13 protein-coding genes and 2 pseudogenes are annotated in these 20,870 nt (G+C 74.1%); 12 read left to right on the top strand and 3 right to left on the bottom strand.

The genetic code is table 11. The features are described from left to right. Nucleotides 1-72: 72 nt before the first annotated feature. On the top strand, nucleotides 73-1,623 hold the full coding sequence (locus tag K7G59_RS12020; protein WP_225833292.1) for an MFS transporter: 1,551 nt from the start codon (nucleotides 73-75) through the stop codon (nucleotides 1,621-1,623). Between the two features lie 174 nt (nucleotides 1,624-1,797). Here K7G59_RS12020 and K7G59_RS12015 read toward each other — a convergent pair whose 3' ends face one another. Further along, the gene (locus tag K7G59_RS12015) at nucleotides 1,798-2,589 is read right to left on the bottom strand and encodes a LysR family substrate-binding domain-containing protein (protein WP_225833289.1); all 792 of its coding nucleotides are present in this window, start codon (nucleotides 2,587-2,589) and stop codon (nucleotides 1,798-1,800) included. 58 nt (nucleotides 2,590-2,647) lie between these two features. Here K7G59_RS12015 and K7G59_RS12010 point away from each other — a divergent pair, with 58 nt between their 5' ends. The 6 genes from K7G59_RS12010 (at nucleotide 2,648) to K7G59_RS11985 (ending at nucleotide 15,843) form a co-directional block, all read left to right on the top strand. Further along, on the top strand, nucleotides 2,648-3,058 hold the full coding sequence (locus K7G59_RS12010; protein ID WP_225833288.1) for a DUF5997 family protein: 411 nt from the start codon (nucleotides 2,648-2,650) through the stop codon (nucleotides 3,056-3,058). A gap of 103 nt (nucleotides 3,059-3,161) precedes the next feature. Further along, nucleotides 3,162-4,016 (top strand): DUF4132 domain-containing protein, encoded by an 855-nt coding sequence (locus K7G59_RS12005; RefSeq protein WP_225833286.1) that lies wholly within the window; start codon nucleotides 3,162-3,164, stop codon nucleotides 4,014-4,016. Continuing rightward, nucleotides 4,013-9,031, top strand: a complete 5,019-nt coding sequence (locus K7G59_RS12000; protein WP_225833284.1) for a hypothetical protein — start codon at nucleotides 4,013-4,015, stop codon at nucleotides 9,029-9,031. The genes K7G59_RS12005 and K7G59_RS12000 overlap by 4 nt, the downstream gene beginning before the upstream one ends. A gap of 94 nt (nucleotides 9,032-9,125) precedes the next feature. Beyond that, a complete protein-coding gene (locus K7G59_RS11995; RefSeq protein WP_225833282.1) occupies nucleotides 9,126-10,295 on the top strand; it encodes an AAA family ATPase in 1,170 nt (389 codons plus the stop codon). A gap of 5 nt (nucleotides 10,296-10,300) precedes the next feature. Then, the gene (locus tag K7G59_RS11990; RefSeq protein ID WP_225833280.1) at nucleotides 10,301-14,107 is read left to right on the top strand and encodes a DUF5682 family protein; all 3,807 of its coding nucleotides are present in this window, start codon (nucleotides 10,301-10,303) and stop codon (nucleotides 14,105-14,107) included. Between the two features lie 11 nt (nucleotides 14,108-14,118). Beyond that, on the top strand, nucleotides 14,119-15,843 hold the full coding sequence (locus K7G59_RS11985) for an SWIM zinc finger family protein (protein ID WP_225833775.1): 1,725 nt from the start codon (nucleotides 14,119-14,121) through the stop codon (nucleotides 15,841-15,843). Nucleotides 15,844-16,254: 411 nt separating this feature from the next. Here the strand turns inward: K7G59_RS11985 and K7G59_RS11980 are convergent, their stop codons facing one another. Next, nucleotides 16,255-16,665 (bottom strand): hypothetical protein, encoded by a 411-nt coding sequence (locus K7G59_RS11980; RefSeq protein ID WP_225833278.1) that lies wholly within the window; start codon nucleotides 16,663-16,665, stop codon nucleotides 16,255-16,257. A gap of 121 nt (nucleotides 16,666-16,786) precedes the next feature. Further along, complete coding sequence (locus K7G59_RS11975; RefSeq protein ID WP_225833276.1) at nucleotides 16,787-16,951, bottom strand: hypothetical protein; 165 nt, start codon at nucleotides 16,949-16,951, stop codon at nucleotides 16,787-16,789. Between the two features lie 313 nt (nucleotides 16,952-17,264). Between K7G59_RS11975 and K7G59_RS35295 the strand changes: the two genes are divergently transcribed. From K7G59_RS35295 to K7G59_RS11955, 5 genes and pseudogenes are all read left to right on the top strand, one after another. Next, nucleotides 17,265-17,621, top strand: a complete 357-nt coding sequence (locus K7G59_RS35295) for an alcohol dehydrogenase catalytic domain-containing protein (protein WP_374114212.1) — start codon at nucleotides 17,265-17,267, stop codon at nucleotides 17,619-17,621. After that, nucleotides 17,600-17,938, top strand: a pseudogene (locus K7G59_RS11970) (zinc-binding dehydrogenase); the annotation flags it as partial. The gene K7G59_RS35295 and the pseudogene K7G59_RS11970, both read left to right, overlap by 22 nt. Nucleotides 17,939-18,156: 218 nt before the next feature. Beyond that, nucleotides 18,157-18,312, top strand: a pseudogene (locus tag K7G59_RS11965) (hypothetical protein); the annotation flags it as partial. A gap of 333 nt (nucleotides 18,313-18,645) precedes the next feature. Further along, on the top strand, nucleotides 18,646-18,849 hold the full coding sequence (locus K7G59_RS11960) for a cold-shock protein (RefSeq protein ID WP_023544341.1): 204 nt from the start codon (nucleotides 18,646-18,648) through the stop codon (nucleotides 18,847-18,849). An 87-nt stretch (nucleotides 18,850-18,936) separates the two neighbouring features. After that, nucleotides 18,937-20,712 (top strand): DEAD/DEAH box helicase, encoded by a 1,776-nt coding sequence (locus K7G59_RS11955; protein ID WP_225833272.1) that lies wholly within the window; start codon nucleotides 18,937-18,939, stop codon nucleotides 20,710-20,712. The last annotated feature ends 158 nt before the right edge of the window (nucleotides 20,713-20,870 follow it).

Here is a 20,870-nt window from a genome sequence, read left to right as displayed (position 1 = left end):
GGAACCGCCGGGGGGCCGCCGGCGGTGATCTCTCGCGGTGCGCCCGGGGCGAAGGCCACCTAGCGTGGCCCCATGACTACAGTCCAGCACCGCCCGGCCCCAGGTGACCGGCGGTGGAAGGCGCTCGGGGTCTGTCTGACGGCGGGCTTCATGTCGTTGCTGGACACCTCGATCGTGAACGTGGCGCTTCCGTCGATGCAGCGCGGGCTGCAGGCGAGCGGGGCCGACCTGTCGTGGGTCGTCTCCGGTTACGCCCTTACCTTCGGGCTCGCCCTCGTCCCCGCGGGCAGGCTCGGCGACATGCGCGGGCGCCGCGAGGCCTTCCTCACCGGGCTCGCCCTGTTCATCGTGGCCTCGGCGGCGTGCGGGCTCTCCCCCGGCGCCTCCTGGCTGGTGCTGTTCCGGCTGCTTCAGGGGGCGGCGGCGGGCATGATCGCCCCGCAGACCTCGGGGCTGATCCAGCAGATGTTCCAGGGACGGGAGCGGGCCCGCGCGTTCGGCATGCTGGGCAGCGTCATCGGGGTCTCCACGGCGGTCGGCCCGCTCGCGGGCGGCCTGCTGATCCAGGCGTTCGGCACCGGCGACGGCTGGCGCTGGGTGTTCTACGTCAACCTGCCCATCGGGGTGGCCACCTTCGCCGCGGGGCTGCGGCTGCTGCCCCGGCTCCCGGCGTCGACGGGCAGACGGGAGGAGTTCGACCTGTTCGGGGTGCTGCTCCTCGGCTCGGGCGTGCTGGCGCTGATGCTGCCTCTGGTGCAGGAGCAGCAGTGGGCGGGGCGGCGGAAGTGGGCGCTGCTGCCGGTGGCCGCGCTGCTGCTGGCGGCGTTCTGGGCGTGGGAGCGGCGCGCGGGACGGCGCGGGCGGGCACCCCTGCTCGACCTGCGCCTGTTCTCCCTGCGGTCCTTCACGCTCGGCGCGCTGATCAGCCTGACCTACTTCGCGGGCTTCACCACGGTCTTCTTCGTGTACTCGCTGTTTCTGCAGAACACCGTCGGTTACAGCGCGCTGGCGGCGGGTCTCACGGTCCTGCCCTTCGCCGCCGCCTCGGCGGTCGGCGCAGCCGCCGGCGGCCGGCTGGTGACGCGCTTCGGCCGCAAGCTGGTCGTCGTCGGTCTCAGCGCGGTGGCGCTGGGACTGCTCGGAGTGGTCGTGGCGGTGCAGCTGGTGCCCGGCGAGGGCGTCGGGTGGGCTTCCGCGCTGCCGCTGCTCATCGGGGGCATCGGGTCCGGCCTGACGGTCTCCCCCAACACGACCCTCACCCTCACCCGCGTCCCGGTGCGCCGTGCCGGTGCGGCCGGCGGGGTGCTGCAGACGGGGCAGCGCGTCGGCTCGGCGGCCGGGATCGCCGTCGTGGGCGCGGTGTACTTCGCCCACCAGGCCAACCACAGCCACCCCGCCACGGCGATCCAGCTCGGGTTGCTCACCGCTGTGGGGATCATCATGATCGCGCTGGCCCTGGCGGTCGCCGACCTACGGGAACGCCGGACGCATCCCGAGCCGGAGGGGACCGGGCCACCGGTCGGGCGGGACTGCGAGGAGGGCGGGGCGCAGGAGAGGGTCAGGCGGGCTGTCGAGGGAACCAGACCGGGACACCACCTGGAGACGGGACCGGACACCACCTGAAGACAGGACCGGGACGGGACCGGGCACCACCTGAGAGGGGGACGGGACACCGCCCGGGAACCAGAACGGGGCACCGCCTCTTCCGGACCACTGGCCTTCGGCACGGGCTCCGAGCAGGCACAACCCCGCGCGCAGCTGAAAAGCCACGGCTGCGGGCACTGCTTCCCCGCGGGGTCAGGACCTTCGGCGCGGCTTGCCCCGCTTGACCGGCTTGGCGCCGCCGCCGGATGCCGTGCGGCCACGGGCGGTGCGGGCCGCGGGCTTGCCGCCGGCCGACTTCGCGGGGGGCTGCTGCTGGCGGGTGGCGCGCTGCTCAGGGCGCTTCCGCCTCGGCTCGTCCTCCGGTTTCGCCGTCGCACGGCCCCGCGTGCTGTTGACCGTGCGGCCCCGGACGATGCCGATGAAGTCCTCCACCAGGTCGGTGGTGGCCTCCTGCGGCCAGGACAGGGCGACGCTCGACCCGGGGGCGTCGACGACGGGACGGTAGGTGAGGTCCCTGCGGTGGTACAGACGGGCCAGCGACTGCGGGACGAGCAGGAGGCCGACGCCCGCCGCCACCAGCTCGATGGCGTCCGGCGTGGTCGCGGGCCGCTCGAAGGCGGGCTCGCCGGGCGGGCTGTCCCAGTCGAAGACGTCGTCCAGCGGGTGGAAGAGCACCTCGTCGGCGAGGTCGTCCAGGCTCACCTCGTCCACCGCCGTGATCACATGGTCCTTGGGGACGACGACCACCGTGGTCTCGGTGTAGAGCGGGATGGCGCTGAAGAACGTACGGTCGACCGGCAGCCGTACGAAGCCCGCGTCGGCCTCGCCCGCGCGCAGCACCTCGGGTGCCTCCGCGGCCGGGACCTGGACGAGGGTCATCGGGATGCCGGGCAGACGCTCGTTCCAGATCCGCACCCACTTCGCGGGCGTCACTCCGGGGACGTATGCGAGCCGGAACGACGGTGATTCCTGCGAGCCTGTCACCAGGCCAGGTTACCGGCCGTGGTCGGCTCTCCCGTACGCGGCCGATACCCTTGGCCTCATGAGTTCGCAGCAGAGCACCCAGACGATGAAGCCCGCGACCGCGGCGAAGAAGCTGGGTGTGTACCTCCCCGCCACCCCAGCCGAGTTCCAGGAGGGTGTCGTCTCGCGCGCCGAGCTGAACGAGTTGCAGGCCAACCCGCCCCAGTGGCTGCGCGAGCTGCGAGCGAAGGGCCCCCACCCGCGTCCGGTCGTCGCCGCGAAGCTCGGCGTGTCCATCGCGGGTCTCGCGCGCGCCGGGGTCACCGAGGCACTGACCACCGAGCAGATCGAGGCGCTCAAGCAGGAGCGGCCCGAGTGGCTGGAGAAGGAGCGCGCGACGCAGGCCGAGGTCCGCAAGGAAGCGGCGCGGCTGAAGAACCTGAAGAAGGAGAAGCAGGAGAACCAGGAGAAGGGCGCCCAGCGCCGCTGATCGTCCCGGTTTTCCACAACGCCCTCCGTTTCCGCGGAGGGCGTTGTCAGTGGCCTCCCCTAGAGTTCCCGTCACTTGATCACTGCGGTGCGGGGAGGCACGTATGGGGTGGGTGTCGGCGGGTGACTACGAGGTCGCCCTCGACGGCGGGAAGGTGGTGTGCCGCAACGCTGCCGGGCGGCGGCTGAAGTCCGTACCGCCGAAGATCGCCGACGATCCGGCGGTCGTGGGCCTCAAGCAGCTCGTCGAGTGGCTGGAGCGGCACGAGCGGCAGTGCCTGGCCGATGTCGAGCGGTGGATGGTTCGCTCGCTGCCCGTGCCGTTCGCCGTCGTCACCCGGGTGTGGCCTGACCCCGCCTGGCAGTCGGCGCTGCGCGATCTGGTGGTCACCGGCGCCGACGGCCAGGTCGCCGGGTTCCTGCGGGACGCCGGTTCGGACCGCGGCCTCGGTCTGGTCGACCTCGACGGCGACACCGTCCGCATCACCCCCGATCTCGTCCGCATCCCGCATCCGGTCCTCCTCGAAGACCTCGCGGAACTACGGGAGTTCGCCGTGGAGCTGGGCGTGGAGCAGCGCGCCCGGCAGCTCTTCCGCGAGGTCTGGCACCGCCCGGCCGGCCTCGATGCCGACGCACGGCAGGTGGAGGAGTACGCGGGCGGCTCCTTCAAGGAACTGCGCTTCCTGCACGGCCGGGCCACCCAGCTGGGCTACCGCGTGCGCGGCGGTCACGCGGTGTGTCCCGTCCTGGAGGACGGCCGCGGCATCGAGGCCCGCGTCTGGATCGGAGACTACGAGAGCTACGCGGAGACCGAGACCGGCCCACTGGTGTGGGCCGACGCGGACGGCCGCGTCCTGTCACTCGGTCAGATCGGTCCGGTCGCCTGGTCGGAGGGCATGCGCATGGCGGCGGCGCTGTACGCCGGCCGGGACGTCGAGGACGAGGAGCGGGCGGCATGAACGACCTCACGCAGTACGACACGCAGTACGACGGGACCACGGTCGCCGCCCTCCTGGACGCCGGCGCCGTCCTGCCGCCGGGCAGCACCGCGCGTGAGGACGCCGACGTGCTCACCGTCCGCACCTACACCCACCCCGCCCTGGACGGCCGGCAGGTGGTCCGGCTGGTGCCGGGCACGCTCGGGGAGGCCGAGGACCTGGCGCTGGAGTTCCTGGGCCTGGCCCGCGAACGGGAGGCTCAGGAGATCGGACAGGTGCGCCGGGAGACACTGGGCTTCCCGGCGTGGGCGCTGGTGAACGACCCGGCGAACGGACACCACGCACTGGCCCTCGTCAAGGACGTCGAGCGGCTCGCCCGGCAGGCCAAGTCCCGCCCCGGCAACGCCAAGGAGGGCTTCGAGGCGCTCGGCGAGCGGCTCGGCCGGGCCGTGCCGCACTTCCTGCCGACGTTCTACGAACAGGCCGCGCGTGTCTTCCTGGAGCACGAGAACACCACGTACGCCGCCGCGTTCTTCGGCAAGGCCCGCGAGGCCGAGCGGGTGCACGCGCTCGCGGTGGACGAGGAGCGGCAGCGGGCGGTGTTCCTGGAGTTCGCCTTCGCCGGGGCGCTGACCGTCAAAGCGCTGAAGGAGCATGTGAAGGACCTGACCCGGCGGCTCGACCCGGCTGCCGCCTGGGCGCAGTTCCGGCAGCTGATCGTGGAGCGCTGCGCGGCCGGCATGCCGCCGTACGCCTCACTGCCGCAGGACGCGCGCGGGCTGATCAAGGCGGCGGGCCTGGACCGGGTCACCGAGGAGTGCGCGCTGGTCGCCGACCTGATCGCCTCCCCCGCCGCGGTCCGCGCGCCCGCGTCCTTCTGGACCGCCTACCGTGCCGTCCTGCCCGTCCTCACCGAGCGCCGGCCGGCGGTCCGCGCACGCCTGCTGGAGATCATGCCGACCGGTCTGGGCCGGGAGGTCGAGGACGACGAGTTCTGGCTGACGCTGCTCGCAGGGACCGGGGCCGAGCGGCTGCTGACCGACGAGGAGACGGGGCGGGAGTACGGCGTCGACCCGGGCGAGTGGCTGAGCCGGTGGGCGTCCTTCCGCAAGCACGGCGGCACGTTCTCCCGCCGCTCGCCGGCCACGCTGGCGCTGGTCGAGCGCATGGCCGCGCGGCTGCGGGCCACCGGCCGCCCGGTCGACCTGTTCACCGGGCGCTGGCGTGCCGGGGCCGACCTCGACCTGCTGGACCTGTGCGTGGCCGAGGGCGTCCCACTGGCCGTCCCCGACACGGACGTCCAGGTGTTCCTGCCGCTCGCCGACTGGCTCAAGGACACCCGGGCCGGGGTGCGCGATCTGGTGGCCGTCGCGGCCGACCCGCGCCTTCGGCCTCTGCTGCACGAGGCGGTGGAGACGGTCGGCGGCGACCAGCGGGGCGGCGAACTGCTCACGGCCGTCGCCGCGCATCCCGTCCTGCGGGGGGTCCTGCGCGAGTGGCTGGACGAGGCCGCCGACGACGTCACGCGTGCGGTGGGGCTGCCCGGTGCCCGCAGTACCCTCGACCGGCTGCGCCCCTTCCGGGCGATCGCCTCCGAGGTCGATCCGGACGCCGTCGCCCGCGTCGCCCGGTGCCGGACGACGCCGCTGCTCGGCCGCACCCTGCGCGCCGGAATCCTGGACGAACTGGGCTGGCCCGCCCTGGACGAGGCGCTCGAGCGGCTCGACGCGGAGGTCAGGAAGGGCACCGCGGACACGCTGGCGGTCCACGAGTCCTGGCCCGCGCTGATCCTGGCCCGCCGGCACCGGGCGATCGTCGTCGGCCCCGGCGAGGTGCTCCTCGACCACGCGTTGCGCCTGCCCCAGGAGCTGGACCGCTGGCAGCGCCCCCGGTTCCGGTACGTGGACGGGCAGTTGCTGGTGATGTGGCGACACGGCAGCAAGCAGTACGGCTACTGGTCGGCCCGGCCCGCCGAGGTGTTCGAGCTGGGCGGCGAACAGCTTCCGTCCTGGTGGTCGGGCAACGAGAGCGTCGTCCCGTCGATTCCGCTGCCCGGCGGCGGCCGGGCCACCGGTGGCCGCACCCTGCACGCCGGTGACACGGTCCTGCCGCCGACCCGCGCGGTCATCGGCGACGGCACCACGTACTGGCGTCAGGGCAGGCAGGGCCTGCAGACGGTGTGGCTCGAGTACGACCCGGTCACGGGTGACCACGGCCGCGCTTCGCTGCCCGCGCTGCTGCGCGCCGGCATCCGTGAGGACGCCCGGCTGCTGCCCGGCCAGTGCGAGGTGCTGCCACTGCAACCGGGCCTGGAGAACAGCCCGTTCGGCACCGACGGCACGGTGCTCGGCCGCTGGGTACGCACGGAGGGCGAGGGCGCCGAGGCGCGCAGGACCGCCGGGACGGCGGACGGGCGGACCGTGTCGGTGCCGGTCTTCGGCAGCAGCCGCGCGGGCGCGTTCCCGCTCGGCGCGCTGCGGCTGCCCGGAGGCGCCGAGCCCGTCGTGACGCAACTGTTCCGGCACGTCGGCGTGTTCGCCGGCGACGACACCTCCGCGCACGGCGAACTGGGCCGGGTGCAGCCGAACAATCCCGGGGGCGAGTTCGCCGCCGGGACCCGGCTCGTGCCCCCGCTGCCCTTCTGGCACGCCCTGCGCCCCCGCGACGAGCAGGGCTCGGCCGTGCTGCGCGCCCTCACCGACGAGCAGGCGGCACAGGTGCTGCAGGCCGCCGCGACGGCACTGGCAGGACGCCGGGAGGCGCTGCAGAACGCCGGGTCCGACGAGGCCGCCAGGGCCGCGGTACCCCCGGCGGACGAGGTCCTGGTGGGCGCGGTGGCCAACGCTCTGCCAGGGCTCACCGACGCCCGGCTGATCGTCGGCGTCGCCTCGCTGGTCCGCTCGGCCCTGCGCATCGGCGAGTCGGCCACCGCGTTCGCGAACCCGCCGCAGGAGCGGCCCCGGCAGAGCTCCGCCACCGAGGGCATGTTCGCCGACTACTGTCCCGAGCACGGCGAGGACCACACCGTGCGCGAGGCCGTCGCGGGCATCGCGGGCCTGCACGGCTGGTGGCAGGGGAAGCAGTGGAGCACCCTCCGCCAGATCCGGGCCGTGAACCACGTACTGTCCGGGAAGCCCGCCGAGGGCAAGCCGCTGCCCGGCCTGGAGCGCCTGGGCGCCCTGGGTGACGGCTGGCGCAGCGATGAGCACACCGTTCCCGGGATCGGCCTGGTGTGGCCGCCCGTCCTGGGCGTGCTGCGCGCCCTCGCCTACCGGGCGGCGTCGCCCGCCCTGGCCGACGTCCAGCGGGAGGCGCTGCTCCTGCTCTTCGAGGCGCTCGCCGAAGGGCCGCTCGGCTCGGCCGGCGGCACGCTCCGGGAAGTCGTGCTGGGCGAGCCGTCCGACAAGCAGCAGCGCGCCGGGCAGGTGCTGCGCCGCGACGGCCGCACAGTGGTGATCCTCGGCTGCCGGAACATCGACACGCAGCGGAACACGCTGAACTGGCTGGCCCTGGACCACGACCCGTCCGGCGCGTTCGGTGCCGTCGCCCACTTCACGCTGGTCGACGAGGTCCGGTGTCCGTCGGCCATATCGGCCGAGGAGCTGACCGCCGTCACCCGGCTGATCCGGGACAAGGGCGCCGCGCCCTGGCAGGCCGGGGCCGCCGAAGCGCTGCAGACGGCGACCGGCGGCGCACTGGGCCCTGTCCAGGCCACCGTCCTGCTCGGCGGGCTCCTGCCCGAGCCCACGGCGGAGGGACTGGCCGTCATGGGTCTCAAGCCCCGGCAGAGCGAGTTCGGCACGGCCCGGGTCAACACCCTCGGCCACGAGGAGCGGACCGGGCTCCTGGGCGCGCTGCTGCCCGCCGACCCGGCCGCCCTGTGGTCCCATGGCCCGGACACGCAGGCCGCGGGACAGATGTGGGCCGAGCGGCTCGGCTCGCTGGTCCGCGTACCCGAGGACCTCGCCACGGAACTGGCGGGCCTGGGCGCGGCAGACGCCGAGACGGTGCTCAACCCCTCCCGCACCGCATGGCTGAGCCGCACCACGGTCCAGCGCCCGGACGAGAACGGCAGCTTGGTCGGGGAGGACCCCGAGGCGCTGCCCGGCCGGTACGACCTCGCGGGCGCGGTGGACGCCCTCGCCGCGCTGGCCTACGTCCTGCCGTACGGCCATCCCCTGCGCGACCGGCTGCCGGACGGCCTGGCCGCCGTACGCCATCGGATGACCGATCCGGAGCTGATGCTCGGCCTGGACGTCGACTGGACGGAGAAGGGCGCCTCCACCGCCGTCGAACTCCGCAAGGCGTACGGCCTGCCCGCGACCGGCGGCGGCGACGCGTACGGCCTGACCCGGGTCGGGGAGGCGATCGTGCTGCGGCCCTGGTACCAGGACACGGAGGCCGTCCTGGTCCGGCCGGCTGCGCTCACCGGTGCGGACGACCCGGTGTTCGGACTCCTCGAAGGCCTGGTCGGCCCCGCGCGCGGCCACGGCCTGCGGGCACTGCGCACCCTCCTCGGGGAGGAGCTGGGCCGGGCGGTCTCGGCCGGCACGGGGGCGGGGGCCGAAGGCCTGCAGGGCTGTGCCCAGGACCCGACGGTCACGGTGCCCGCGCTCGTCGCCGAGGTGGCCGCGGCGCACGGCCTGGGCGAGGACGCGGCGGTGCTGTACCTCCAGCTGCTGGCCCTGCCCGATCCGACGGACCGCAACTGCATCCGCTGGACCGGCTGGAAGCCCGCCCGGATGAAGCGGGCCCGGGCCGAACTGGCGGCGACGGACCTGGTGGTGGAGGCCAAGCGGCCACGTGCCGGGCGCACCCTGTTCCTGCCCTGCGGCTGGCGCGACCTGAAGTCGCCCGCGCTGCCGGTGGAGACGTGGAAGGAGGGCCTGTACCCGGTGCACGGCCGGCAGCGCGCGCTGCCGTTGCTCCCGGTGCCGGAACTGTTCACCCGCGCCTGGGACCGCGTCCGCTCGGGCGATGCCCCGGCGTACGAGGAACTGACCACACGTGCGACGCGGCGGGGGCGGCGCCGATGAACCACTCGACACCGGCCCCTTCGGCTCCGGTTCGCTTCACCTCTGTTCGCACTCGCCCGGCCTTTGTCCGTACGACGCCGAAGGGCACTTTCCGATGACCACCGTCCTCGCTCCCGACACAACCCGGCAGATCGTCCCGCCCGAGGACCGGTACGCCACCGAGCTGGCCTTCCTCGCCGCGTACGACTCCGCTCCCCGGCCGCCCGCGTGGCGGCTCACGCCCCGGGCCGTCGTCACGTTCGTCATGGGCAGCGGCGGCCAGGCACTGCGGCTGCCCGACGGGGCCGAGGCGCCCGCCGGGGTGCCGCGCCGCCTGGTGGTGGAGGGGAAGTTCGTCGGCGACCGGGCGCTGGTGGAGCGGTGTGTCGTCACGCTCGCCGGTGAACGGGGCCTGCTGCTCGTCGGCGAGCCGGGCACCGCCAAGTCGATGCTCTCCGAGCTGCTGTCGGCGGCCGTGTGCGGCACCAGTGGCCTGGTCGTGCAGGGCACCGCCGGGACGACCGAGGACCAGCTCAAGTACGGCTGGAACTACGCCCTGTTGCTCGCCCAGGGGCCCAGCCGGCAGGCGCTCGTGCCGTCGCCGGTGCTCACCGCGATGACACGGGGAGCGATCGCCCGCGTGGAGGAGGTCACGCGCTGCCTTCCCGAGGTGCAGGACTCGCTGGTGTCGTTGCTGTCGGAGCGCCGCATCGCCATACCCGAACTGGCGGGCAGCGACGATGCGTTGGCGCATGCGGCACCTGGTTTCAGCCTCATCGCCACCGCGAACCTGCGCGACAAGGGGGTGTCCGAGATGTCGGCCGCCCTCAAGCGCCGCTTCAACTTCGAGACGGTGGGCCCGATTTCCGACCTCGACGCCGAGACAGCGCTGGTGCGCAGCCAGGCGAAGGCATCGGTGGAGCGGTCCGGGGCGGCGTTCCAGGTCGACGACGCCGTGCTGGAGGCCCTGGTCACCGCTTTCCGGGACCTGCGGGAGGGACGGTCGGCGGAGGGCTGGGAAGTGGAGCGGCCGTCCACCGTGATGAGCACCGCCGAGGCCGTGTCCGTGGCGGGCGCGCTGGGGCTGGCCGCGGCCTACTTCCCCGGGGACCGGGACGTCCTCGGGCTGCTGCCGGGTCATCTCCTCGGGGTCGTACGCAAGGACGACCCGGCGGACGCGGCACGGCTGCGCGGCTACTGGGACGGTCCGGTCCGGCGCCGTGCCGAGCAGGGCTCCGCCACCTGGCGCACGCTGTGGGACCTGCGCACGGTACTGGAGGGCTGACGACCGTGCCCCGCACCTCTCCCGAAGCGGCCCTGGCAGCCCTGACCGACCCGGCGGCGCCCTACCTCATCGCCGTACGGCACCACGCGCCCTCCCTGGCCGCCGCCGTGCCCGCGCTGCTGGACGCGGCGGAGCCGGACGTGCTGCTGGTCGAACTCCCCGCCGAACTGCAGGACTGGCTTCCCTGGCTCGCCCACGAGGAGACCCGGGCGCCGGTCGCCCTGGCCGCCGCACCCACCGACGGTGTCGGCGGCCCGGCCTTCTACCCGTTCGCCGACTTCTCCCCGGAACTGGCGGCGGTGCGCTGGGCCGCGCGGCACGGGGTACCGGTGATCGCCTGCGACCTGCCGCTGGCGGACCGGGCCTGGACCGCGGGGCCACCGGCGGCTGTGGTGTCTCCGGCACCTTCGGCACCTTCGGCACCTGCCGGGCAGGCCGCCGGTTCGGGGGGCAGCGGCGAGCCGAAGGACGGCAGCGGGACCGGCCGGCCGAGCGGCAGCGGCGTACACCCCTCCGCGTCACGGACGACCGGTGCCGAGCCGGCCGGTGCGGAGGCGGGAAGCGGCTCGGTGCCGCCGCGGACCTCCGGCGGCGCGGCAGTGTCCGGCGACTGCGCCATGGCCGGACTCGGTGGTGCCCTCCGTTCCCGGCTCACCGGCCGGCCCGGTGACGACCTGTGGGATCGGCTGGTCGAGGCCACCGCCCCCGGTTCCGCGCCGCAGGCGCTGCGGCGGGCCGCGCTGCTCACGGGCTGGGCCCTGCGGGCGGACGCGGTCGCCGCGGGCGGGGTGCCGGAGCTGGATCTGCGGCGGGAGCGCTGGATGCGGTCCTGTCTGGCCGCCGCCACGGCCGACGGCAGGCGCGCCGCCGTACTCGTCGGCGCCTTCCACGCCCCGGCACTGCTGGCACCGGCCGAGCCGGTACCGGCCGCCGAGGCGGTGGGCAACGAGCCGGCCTCGACGTGGACGACCTCCCTGATCCCCTACACCTACGCCCTGCTGGACGAGCGCTCCGGCTACCCCGCCGGGATCCGCGACCCCGAATGGCAGCACATGGTGCTGGACGCGGCCGGTGATCCCGCGGCACTGGCGCAGGCGCTGACCCGGGCCGCCGTACGGGTGTGTGCCGAACTCCGTGCGACGGGCCATCCGTCCGGGCCCGCGGACGCGCGGGAGATCGTACGGCTCGCCGGTGATCTGGCCCGGCTCCGGGGGCTGCCCGCAGCGGGCCGGGGTGAGCTGATCGAGGCGGTACAGACCGTGCTGGCACAGGGCGAACCGCACGGGCGGGGCCGGGCCGTCGCCCGGGCGATGGAGAAGGCGCTCGTGGGGACGCGGGAGGGCCGCCCGGCCCCGGCAGCGCCGCGCTGCGGTCTGGCCCCGGCGGTGGAGGCCGAGTTGGCCGCGCTGGGGCTGCCCGGCCCTGCCGACGGCAGCGGCCCCGGCACCGCCCGCGACCTGCGTCTCGATCCCCTCCGCTCCGAGCTGGACCGGCGCCGCGAAGTACTGCTGCGTCGCCTGACGGTGTGCGGAGTGCCGTACGCCGAGCCCAATGCGGTCACCGGTGCGGGGGGTGCCGACGCGCTGACATCCCGCTGGGGGGTGCGCTGGACTCCGGCCACGGCGGCCATGCTGACCGCGGCCGGGGTCCGCGGGGTCACCGCCGCCCAGGCCGCGGAAGGGCTGCTGCGTGAGCGGCGGCGCGTGGAGCAGGGCGCCGGCGGGCCCACGGCGGCACAGGCCCTGCGGGGGTTGGCGGAGGCCGCGCAGTGCGGTCTGCCCGGCCTCACGGACGAGCGGCTGGACGACACCGCCGAGGTGCTGCCGGACTCCGGGACGCTGCCCGAACTCCTCACCGGACTGGACCTGTTGGACCGGCTGCGGGCCGGGCACATCGCCGGGCTCGGCCCCGAGCCGGGCCGTACGTCGCGGGCGGCGGCCGTCGCCGAGTCACTCAGCGTGGCGGCCGTACGCCAGGTGGACGGGCTGACGGGCTCCGACGACCCGGCGGACGCCCACGCACTGCTGGAGCTCGCCCACCGCGCGGATGTGTCGGGGGGCATCCGGCTCATGGACGCGCTGGCCCGGCTGGGCGCCGACGGCTCCCCGCTGATGCGCGGGGCCGCGGGAGCCGTACGGGTGCTGCTGGGACAGGAGAAGGCCGGGGAGTTCGGCGACCGGGTCGCCTCCTGGGTGGACGGTGCCTGCGATCCCGAGTCGCGTTCGGCGCTCGTCGGCCGCCTGACCGGTCTGCTGACCGCAGCCGGGCCACTGCTGGAGTCGGCACCGCCCGCGCTGGAACCGCTGCTGGACCGGGTGGCGGAGCTGTCGGACCGGGATTTCCTGGACCGGCTGCCGGCCTTGCGCGGCGGCTTCGACACGCTCAGCCCGGCCGCCCGCGAACGGCTGCTGACCGTCGTGGAGGAGCGTCTGGGCGAGGACCGGCCGGGCGGGGGCCGCCTGGCCGACACCGGCGCTGTCGATCCCCGCGCGCTGGCCGTGTGGACCCGTGCCGACCTGGCGGCCCGGGAGAGCCTCGGCGCGTTGGGGCTGCTGCCGCCGTCCGGGGCTGCCGTGGAGGCGGCACCCGGGTACGCCGCGGAAGGCGCGCACTCTTCCGCCGCCGGCGTGGGGAACCAGGTCGCCGCGGCGCCGCCGCCCGCGCCCGCCTCCGGCACAGGAAACCAGGTCGTCGCGCCCGCCTCCGGCACGGAGCGCCACCTCGCCCCGGCCGACCGCTGGCGCCTGCTGCTGGGCCGTCGTGACGACCGACTACCGGCCTCGGCACGCCCGTTGGCGACCGCGCTGGACGAGCTGTACGGCAGCGGACGCGGTGAGGGCAGCCGCGGCGACCTCACCGGCGCGGGGCGCGAGGCGTCGTACCCCGGGGTGCGGGAGTGGTCCGAGGAACTGGCCGCGCTGTTCGGGCCGGGCATCCGGGAGGAGGTGCTGGCGGCAGCCGCCGCGGCGGGCCGGCAGGACGTGTTCCAGGCCCTCGACCCGGACAGCGTTCGGCCCTCCGTCGACCTGCTCCGCTCGGTGCTCCGGCACGCGGGCGGGCTGCCGGAGGCACGGCTGGCGGCGCTGCGTCCGCTGGTCCGGCGTCTGGTGGACGCCCTCACCCGGCAGCTGGCCACCCGGCTGCGCCCGGCCCTGCACGGCACCGCGCTGCCACGCCCCAGCCGGCGCCCGGGCGGCAGCCTCGACCTGCCGCGCACGCTGCGGGCCAACCTCGCGACCGCGCGTCGGCTGCCGGACGGCACCGTCCAGGTGGTTCCCGAGCGGCCCGTCTTCCGTACGCGGGCGCGCCGGGCGGCCGACTGGCGGCTCGTCCTGGTCACCGACGTGTCAGGATCCATGGAGGCGTCCACGGTCTGGGCGGCGCTCACCGCCTCGGTACTGGCCGGGGTGCCCACCCTGTCCACGCACTTCCTGGCCTTCTCCACCGAGGTCATCGACCTGACCGACCATGTCGAGGACCCTTTGTCACTGCTGCTGGAGGTCAGCGTGGGCGGCGGCACGCACATCGCCGCCGGACTGCGGCACGCGCGCGAACTGGTCACCGTGCCCTCGCGCACGCTGGTCGTGGTCGTCAGCGACTTCGAGGAGGGCTACCCGATCGGCGGGCTGCTCGCCGAGGTGCGCGCCCTGGTCGGGGCCGGCTGCCACGTGCTGGGCTGCGCGAGCCTGGACGACGCGGGCCGGCCCCGGTACGCCACGGGTGTCGCGGGCCAGTTGGTCGCCGCGGGAATGCCGGTCGCCGCCCTCAGTCCGCTGGAACTCGCCCGTTGGGTAGGAGAGAAGATCGCATGAGCCAGGACGGTGTGAGCCAGGATCTGCCTCCGGTCGCCCCGGCCGTGACCGCCGGACTCGTCGCCGCGCTCTCGCCACGCCTGCGCAAGCGGCTGGACGCGGGCATCGCCAAGCTGGCTCACCGCCCGGCCGTCCGCGACGGCGACACCGTGCGCATCGCCGTCGACGACAGCACGGACATCGAACTGCACGCCCCCGGCGGCGCGGTGACGAAGGCGGACGACATACGGTGCGGCTGTCTGCTGGCCCCGGACTGCCTCCACCGCGCGGCGGCGGCCTCGGCGGCACCGATCGCGGAGCCGGCGGCCCCCTCCGCCGACTCCGGTGCGTCCGAGCCGAGTTCGCAGGAGCCGAGTTCGGCCGCCGTGCCCCAGGCCGCAACCCCTGAGCAGCGGTCCGCCGCCCGTGCCCTGCAGGACGCGGCGAGAGCCGTGCTCGAAGCCGGTACGGACGGATCAGGGGCGGTGCTCCAGGCGGAGTTGCTGCGCGCCGCGCACACCGCACGGCTGGCGGCCCTGCCCAGGGCCGCCGCCTCGGCCGTGTCCACGGTCACCGCGCTGCGCGCGGCCCGCTCGGCGGACCCCGCCTACCGGCTCACCGACCTCGTCGCCGCGCTCCGGGACGTCCTGTCGCTGGCGCACCGCATCCCCCGCGCACAGGGAGCGGAACTCGCCGTGCTGCGCGGCACCGTACGGCAGCCGTACCGCCCGGACGGCTCGCTGCGGCTGTACGGCCTGTTCTGCGAACCGGTGCTCACCGCGAGCGGTTACGCGGGGGCCGTCACCTGGACCGCCGACGCCGAAGGCCGCCTGTACCAGGTGTCCGACGTGGCCCCCGGCGGCTCCGGGCGGGCGGTGGGCGCGGCCGACCGGGCCGTACGCGTCGGCGAGACCGCCCTGACCCACCGTGAACTGTCCCGGGCGGGCCTCGCGGTGTCGGGGGCCACCGTCTCTCCGGCGGGGCGGCTCGGCGCCGGCGCCGGGGTACGGGCGGTCCGCGCGTCCGGTGCCGGCTGGCGCGAGGCACCCCTGGACCGGCTGTGGGCGGTGCCCGCCGCCGAGCAGGTGGGCCGCGCCCTGAGCGGTGGCCATGGGCTGCTCTTCCTCGAGCTCACCCTGGCCGGGGTGGTCCGTGAGGCGACGGGCGACTGTCTGCTGGCCGACTGCGGAGGTGTCGTACTGCGGCTGGCCGCCGCCCACGACCATCCCGCGCTCCCTCACCGCGACAACCTTCGTCTGCTGGCCGCCGCCCGTGGCAGCCGGCTCCGGGTCGTCGCCCGGCTCACTCCGGGCCCCTGTCCCCGGGCGCAACTCCTGGCGACCGAGCACCCGACCGACCCCGGCTCCCGCGTCGACGTCGGTCTGGACCGGCTCCAGCACGCCGACCTGCCGGTGGCACCGGCCGCCCCGCCCACGGCCCCGGCGGTGCCCACGCCGGACGAGGCCCCCATCCACCTGCTGCGCCGGCGCGTCCAGCAGGCGGCCTCGGGCGGCCGACGGGTCCTGTCGTTTCCCGGCAACGGCTCCGCCGACGCGCGGCGGCTGCGGCGGCATGGTCTCGCCACGGCGGGGGACATCCTGGACGAACTGCACGCGGCCGCTGCGGAGCGCTCCCGCGACGCCTTCGGCCGGCTGCTCCCGGCGGACCCCGACCGTTTCGCCCGCGCCTGGCTGGCCGCGGCCCACTACACCGACGAGGTCGACCGGGCGCTGTGCGCGGCGGCCTGGAACGGGTGAGGCGGGGGCGGGCGCGATGTCCGGTCATGACGCGCCGTCCGTGCCCGTTCCCTTCCTCCGCGTCCCCGTAGGCCCCGGCGCCGACCGGTGGGGGACGTTCCCCCGCCGAGCGGGCTCTCGTCGTCGCCCGCACCGTCACGTCGACGGTGCGTGTGCTCGAGGCGGTACCCGCCCTGCTGCGTGACGACCCGCGCTCTGGCGGGGCTGCGTGACGGTCCTGTGTGCGGGCGGCGGTCACCGGCGCGGCGACACCGGCCGGGTGCGCGACGGTCGTGTACGCGTGGCTCCGGCAGGGCCGTTCGTTCGGCGACGCGTCGCCGACGCTGCGGATCGACGAGGACCGGGAGGAGGACGTCGTCCTGCGTCTGCGTTCCGCGGGACAGGTGGCGGATCGTGATCGGTTGGGGCCGTTCAGACGGGGATCCAGTCGGGCCACTGTGGCGGGACGTTACTCGGGGGGCAGAGGCCGGAGTCGCCGGGATAGCCGTCCAGCGTCCCTCGGGTCGCGAAGAACCACCATGCCAGCCCCACCGTCGCACCAGCCACGAACAGCGTCGGCAGTGCGACGCGGACCGCCGTCGGCGCGCGGAGCACCACGTGTCGGCCGACGGCCTGCGCCACGAGCCCGACGAGTGCTTCGCCTCCCACGACCAGAGGGAGCAGAAAGTTGAGCTCGAAGCGTCCGCCGGCTTCGTAGCCCGCGTCGCAGTACGCGCGCGCCCAGACGGTGAGCGACCAGGCGACGCAGCCCATGGCAGCTCCGAACAATGCGGAGCCCGCCCAGGGGAGGCAGGAGCTGGATCTCGGCTTGACTGTGTCCACGACACAGCACGACATCGAACACGCCATGCACGGTTCCACGAGGGGCGGACGAGTGCCCAACTGCGTGCGGCCCAAGGCCGAGCCGCTCCGACGCGGTGCGTGTTTCGGGTGCCGGCCTGCGTCAAGGGGCGAGCCGGGTCGGGTACGCCGGGTCGTCCTGGTTGCCGCGCCGCGCGAGGATCTGCTCGGCCGAAGCTCCGTCGATCAGCAGCAGGAGCTGGTCGGCGGCGTGGGCCGGTCGGGGATGACCAAGCCTGACGAGTTCGCCTGCAAGAAGCCGGCTCACGCGCTCACGGTACTGGCGCGTGACGGCGTGTCCCGGATGGGCGGGGTCGGCCAGGGCCAGGTCGGCGGCGAGATAGCGACAGCCCGAGGACGTCGCCGTCGCGGGCGACCGAGCAACGATCCGCTGGCGCTACCGCTTCGGCGATGGGCCCAGCGACTGCGTTCGCGGCGTGAACCTCATGCGCGTCGAGGAGGGCCGGATCGTGGAGGCCCTCGGCTACAGCAAGACCGCCGCCGAAGTCCCGTCGGCCACCGAGTCGGACGTGGACGAGTGACCGGCAGCCGCGCAGGGCACGGGAAAGGAGCACCGTTTCATGCGTGGCCACCACGTCGACAGCGGCGCCGGGATCGACGCTCTGGCGGTCCGCGAGCGCGCGGACCCGGTCCCCGGCCCCGGGCAGGTCCTGGTTGCCGTACGCGCTGCCGCCCTGAGTTTTCGCGACCTGATGGTGCTGCGCGGCACCTACGTACTCCCGGCGGAACCCGACGTGGTCCCCGTGGCGGACGGAGCCGGCCAGGTGGTGGCGGGGGCCGCGACGTCAGGACGGTGCGGGTCGGAGAGCGGGTGGCCGGCACCGTCTTCCCCAGCTGGCAGGACGGCCCGTTCGGCATCCAGCACCTCCCGCAGCTCGGCGGCTCGCTGGACGGCATGCTCACCGAGCTCGCCCTGATCGACGAAACAGCTCTGGTGTCCGTGCCCGAGCACCTGTCGTTCGAGGAGGCAGCAACACTGCCCTGCGCCGCGGTCACCGCCTGGAACGCCCTGACCGGTGACGGCGACGGGGCCCGCGTGATCGCCCCCACCAGCAGCCCGGCCAAGGCGCAGCGCCTGGCTGAACTCGGAGCGGACGAAGTGATCGACTACAACGCCACTCCCGACTGGCCCAGCAGAGTACGCGAACTGACGCACGACCAGCACGCCGATCGTGTGGTCGACATCGCGGGGCTGATCGAAGAATCACTCAAGGCGGTGAAGGTGGCGGGCCACGTCGCCTGTGTCGGCCTTCTCTCCGAGGCCGCGCCGCCGATCGATCCGTTGGGTGCTCTTCGGCTCTGGTGCCACCGTGTGCGTGCTTGCTGTCGGCAGTCGGGCACAGTTCATGGCGATGAACCGGCTCATCGGACAGAAGGGCATCCGTCCGGTGATCGACCAGGCCTTCCCGTTCGACACGGGCCTTCCCGTTCGACAAGGCCCCGGAGGCATTCCGCTATTACGCGTCAGGATCCGCATGCGGCAAGGTGGTCATCAACAACCGGGCTTGGTGCGGACAATCGAGGACTTCGACTTCCGAGGGCCAAGCTCCGGCCACGTCATCGGATCAGTGGCGCCCGACACCGCCCAGTCGTCGGCCCACCCGATGACGTGGCACCCGACGGCTCCGGCTGCCGTGAGGTCGCCCGCCCGCTGCCGTTCCAGGGAGGACGGGCGAGCTTCACCTGCGACAACAGTCGCCACCCCAGCGGGTACGTTCCGCACCCGCACCGGCTCGCCTTCTGGAATTCGATCGCATCGGTCCGGGAACCCCGTGCCTCGCCGGCCCATCACAGGCAGCCGAGGGTGTGCTATGGTTTCAGGGTTGCAGTCTTTGGTACCCATTAACCTATGTGCGCCTGACGGGAATGTTTCTCCTTCGGGCGCATTATTTGTTTTCCGGCATCTCCGGATGGGGCCTCTGCCTACAGAAGGAGAAGATCATGGCACAGGGAACCGTGAAGTGGTTCAACGCCGAAAAGGGTTTCGGCTTCATCCAGCAGGACGGCGGTGGCCCCGACGTCTTCGCGCACTACTCGAACATCGCCACCCAGGGCTTCCGTGAGCTTCAGGAGGGCCAGCGGGTCTCCTTCGACGTCACGCAGGGCCAGAAGGGCCCGCAGGCGGAGAACATCGTCCCCGCCTGATCGCCGGCGGCGTATCCACGCACCGGGGTTCGCACCGTCATGGTGCGGACCCCGGTTTGCGCTGTTTCCAGGAAGGCAGATAACCGCATGCCCCGTAGGCCCCAGAAGCCGAACCGGCGCACCTCGTCGCCCTCACCGTCCGCGTCGCCCCCCAGGGAGTTCCGGCTGCCGGAAAGCACGACGCCGGCACTTCCGGCCGTCGAGGACTTCGCCGCTATGGACATGCCCGCAGGGCTGCTGAAGACCCTTGCCGCACAGGGCGTCACCACCCCCTTCCCGATCCAGGCCGCCACGCTGCCCAACTCGCTCGCCGGCCGTGACCTGCTGGGACGGGGACGCACCGGCTCCGGCAAGACCCTCGCGTTCGGGCTGGCGCTTCTGGCCCGTACGGCCGGACTGCGGGCCGAACCCAAGGCACCCCTCGCGCTCGTGCTGGTGCCCACCCGGGAACTCGCCCAGCAGGTGACGGACGCGCTGACCCCCTACGCCACGGCGGTGAACCTCCGGCTGGCCACCGTGGTCGGCGGGCTGTCCATCACCAAGCAGGCCGCGGCGCTACGGCGCGGCGCCGAGGTGCTCGTGGCGAGTCCCGGCAGGCTCAACGACCTCGTGGAGCGCGGCGACTGCGTGCTCGACAGCGTACGCATAACGGTGCTGGACGAAGCCGACCAGATGACCGACATGGGCTTCCTGCCGCAGGTGACCAAGCTGATCCAGCAGGTGCGGCCCGACGGACAGCGCATGCTCTTCTCGGCCACCCTGGACCGCAACATCGACCGCCTGGTGCAACGGTTCCTGACCGACCCCGTCGTGCACTCCGTGGACCCGTCCGCAGGAGCGGTGACCACCATGGAGCACCACGTGCTCCACGTCCTGGACGAGACCGACAAGAAGGCCGTCACCACACGCATCGCAGCCCGCGACGGCCGGGTCATCCTCTTCCTCGACACGAAGAGGTCCGCCGACCGGCTCGCCAAGCGGCTCCTGGCCGTCGGTGTCCGTGCGGCCGCACTGCACGGAGGCCGTAGCCAGCCACAGCGGAATCGCACCCTGGAACAGTTCAAGAGCGGCCAGATCACCGCGCTGGCGGCGACGAACGTCGCGGCCCGGGGCATCCACATCGACGACCTCGACCTCGTCGTGAACGTCGATCCCCCCACTGACCACAAGGATTATCTGCACCGGGGCGGCCGAACGGCCCGTGCAGGCGGCACCGGCAGCGTGGTCACACTGGTCCTGCCCGACCAGAAACGGGACGTCACCCAGCTCATGTCGGACGCGGGCATCCGCCCCAGGACAGCCCGTATCACGTCCCGCGACGCGGAACTGGCCGCGATCACCGGTGCCCGCGAGCCTTCCGGCGTTCCCATCACCATCGAAGTCGCCCAACCGGCGACACCGGCAGCGCCCGCCCCGGACCGGAAGACCAGCACCAAGCCCGGCAAGCGGTCCAGCCGCCGCCGGAAAGGCGGCAGCGCAGCGGCGACAGACGCTGCCACCGGAACCAGGGACCGGGGCTCGAACCGCCGGGCCGCAGCAGAGGCAGCAGGAGCCGGCGAGTCTTCCGCGAGCAGCGGGCGCGGTTCTGCCCGCCGGACGGGAGCCGGCAAGGCCACCGGTGGTGCTGTTGGCTCGGGCGGCCGCAGTGCCGACCGCCGGGCCGGGGGCGGAGCTGCGACCGGTACTGCCTCCGGCAAGGTCGCCCGCGGATCCGGCCGACAGGCCGGGAACGGGGCCGCGACCAGCGCTGCCTCCGGCAAGGTCGCCCGCGGATCCGGCCGACGGACGACAGCCGGTGGCGCTGCCGGCACCGGCGACCGGAACCCCGGCCGCAGAGGTGGCCGCGGCACGTCTGCTACGTAGCGCGGATCGCCGCCTTGCTCCTTGTGGCCGGCATGATCGGTGCCGGCCAGTGCGAAGTAGAGCAGGGCGGAGGACTTCCCCCCAGGAGACGCTCGGCCCCGTGGCGTGACGGCCTCAGCGGCGCGCTCGCCGAAGAGGCGGAACAACCGAGCGCCTCC

The organism is Streptomyces sp. NK08204 (genome assembly GCF_020400585.1).
Lineage (GTDB): Bacteria > Actinomycetota > Actinomycetes > Streptomycetales > Streptomycetaceae > Streptomyces.
The sequence above is the reverse complement of the archived record's forward strand: the minus strand, read 5'-3'. Positions and strand labels throughout refer to the sequence as shown.

What these genes read in the sequence shown, in the direction of transcription:
- K7G59_RS12020 (WP_225833292.1), top strand. Translation starts at nt 73, where the DNA reads ATGACTACAGTCCAGCACCGCCCGGCCCCAGGTGACCGGCGGTGGAAG.
- K7G59_RS12005 (WP_225833286.1), top strand. Translation starts at nt 3,162, where the DNA reads ATGGGGTGGGTGTCGGCGGGTGACTACGAGGTCGCCCTCGACGGCGGG.
- K7G59_RS11960 (WP_023544341.1), top strand. Translation starts at nt 18,646, where the DNA reads ATGGCACAGGGAACCGTGAAGTGGTTCAACGCCGAAAAGGGTTTCGGC.
- K7G59_RS11995 (WP_225833282.1), top strand. Translation starts at nt 9,126, where the DNA reads ATGACCACCGTCCTCGCTCCCGACACAACCCGGCAGATCGTCCCGCCC.
- K7G59_RS12000 (WP_225833284.1), top strand. Translation starts at nt 4,013, where the DNA reads ATGAACGACCTCACGCAGTACGACACGCAGTACGACGGGACCACGGTC.
- K7G59_RS35295 (WP_374114212.1), top strand. Translation starts at nt 17,265, where the DNA reads ATGCGTGGCCACCACGTCGACAGCGGCGCCGGGATCGACGCTCTGGCG.
- K7G59_RS12010 (WP_225833288.1), top strand. Translation starts at nt 2,648, where the DNA reads ATGAGTTCGCAGCAGAGCACCCAGACGATGAAGCCCGCGACCGCGGCG.
- K7G59_RS11955 (WP_225833272.1), top strand. Translation starts at nt 18,937, where the DNA reads ATGCCCCGTAGGCCCCAGAAGCCGAACCGGCGCACCTCGTCGCCCTCA.